The sequence below is a fragment of the Streptomyces sp. SID3212 genome, assembly GCF_009865405.1.
In the GTDB taxonomy this organism is placed as follows: Bacteria; Actinomycetota; Actinomycetes; order Streptomycetales; family Streptomycetaceae; genus Streptomyces.
In genome coordinates, this window is record NZ_WWJY01000057.1 from 1 (window position 1) to 1684 (window position 1684).

A 1684-nucleotide genomic window follows, 5' to 3' on the forward strand; every position below is an offset into this window, starting at 1 on the left:
GTAATAGGAGGCATCCGTGCCGCATGTCTTGGTCCTCAACGCGTCGTACGAGCCGCTCGGCGTCGTACCGCTCCGCCGCGCGCTCGTCCTCGTCCTGGAGAACAAGGCCACCAGCCTCGAGGAATCCGGCGCCTTCATGCACAGCGCGACCCGCGTCGTCCCGGCCCCCAGCGTGGTACGGCTGAAGCGGTTCGTGCGGGTCCCCTACCGGGGGCCCGTTCCTCTCACCCGTCGTGCGCTCTTCGCCAGGGACGGGGGCCGCTGCATGTACTGCGGCGCCGCCGCCACCAGCGTCGACCACGTCGTCCCCCGCAGCCGCGGGGGACAGCACGCGTGGGACAACGTCGTGGCCGCGTGCCGCAGGTGCAACCACGTCAAGGCCGACCGGCACCTGCGTGAGCTGGGCTGGCGTCTGCACCAACAACCGGCCCCGCCGTCCGGCCTCGCCTGGCGGATCATCGGGACCGGACACCGTGACCCGCGCTGGATGCCGTACCTGCAACCGTACGGCGCGGAGGACGCGGTGGCCCGGATCGACGGCATTTCAGCCTGAGATCCGGGCCTTTGTCGTTCCCCCTGGTCAGGCGGGTGTGGGCCGGGGGGATCGGAGGCGTGCGCGGGGGCCGGTGCCGCTTTCGGTCGTTCCGGTCCTTCCGGTCCTTCCGGTCCTTCCGGTCCTTCCGGTACGGCGCCACCGCGGCCGGGGCCCCCGCTACGGCGCCACCGCGTAGACCTCCGCCGAGAACAGCGAGTAGCCGTACTTCGTCGCGCGGGCGTCGCCCTGGACCCGTACGAACCGGGTGTCCTTCGCGTCCATGCCGATCGCCTCCCGCCCGCCCCGGCCGTCCGAGACCGTCGCCGCGGTCCGCCAGGTGCGCCCGTCGGCCGAGACCTGGACGCGGTAGCGGCGCGCGTACGCCTCCTGCCAGGTCAGGACCACCTGCCCGACCCTCGCCGCCGCCGGGAGCTCCAGCTGCCACCAGGCGCCGTCCTCCACCGGGGAGGACCAGCGGGTGGCGGGGTCCCCGTCGATCGCGGCCGACGCCGGGAAGTCCGGGGTCTCGTCGCCCGAGGACGAGGCGGTCGCGCCGCGCGCGAGGTCGGGGCCGCCGGTGCGCGGCGAGGCCCGTACGGTCAGCGTGCTCCGCTCCCCGCCGAAGGCGACCGGCACCTCGTACGAACCGGCCGGGGTGCCCGCCTTCACCTCGACCTCGATGGGAACGGTCGTCCGGGCTCCGCGCGGCACGGTGGTCCTCCTGGGGACCGTCACCCGGATGCCGGACGGCGCCTTCGCGGTGAGCGATCCGCGCACCTCCCCGGGCCGCCGCCCCGCCAGCCGCGCCTCGACCGTCTCCGCCTTCCCGCCGATCTGGGCGTCCGCCTCGCGGGGTGCCAGGTCCAGCCGGGCCCCCGGCTCGTCGGCGAACCAGGGCACGACATGCCGTACGGAGGGGGCGGGCGCGCCCGGTCCCGAGACGCCGGAACCGGGACCCGCGCCCGGCCACACGATCCGTACCGCGTCGGCGAGCAGGCCCTTCGCGTCCGCCTGCGTCCAGCCGCTCGTCGACAGCGGGCCCAGCGGGCGCCAGCCCTCACCCGGCACGCGCACCTCGACGCTCGCCCCGGCGCCCGTGCCCGGGGCGGTCATCGCGGTCACCGCGGTGACCGGTCTCGCCCGGCCGAG

The 1684-nt window shown here is 75.4% G+C and carries 2 protein-coding genes; one reads left to right on the forward strand and one right to left on the reverse strand.

Translation table 11 applies throughout. The features are described 5' to 3' along the window. The first annotated feature begins 16 nt into the window (after positions 1-16). The gene (locus GT042_RS02105) at positions 17-553 is read left to right on the forward strand and encodes an HNH endonuclease (RefSeq protein WP_161306982.1); all 537 of its coding nucleotides are present in this window, start codon (positions 17-19) and stop codon (positions 551-553) included. A 159-nt stretch (positions 554-712) separates the two neighbouring features. Here the strand turns inward: GT042_RS02105 and GT042_RS02110 are convergent. Beyond that, positions 713-1684, reverse strand: a 972-nt coding sequence (locus GT042_RS02110; protein WP_161306983.1) for a discoidin domain-containing protein, incomplete at its 5' end; no start/stop codon positions are given.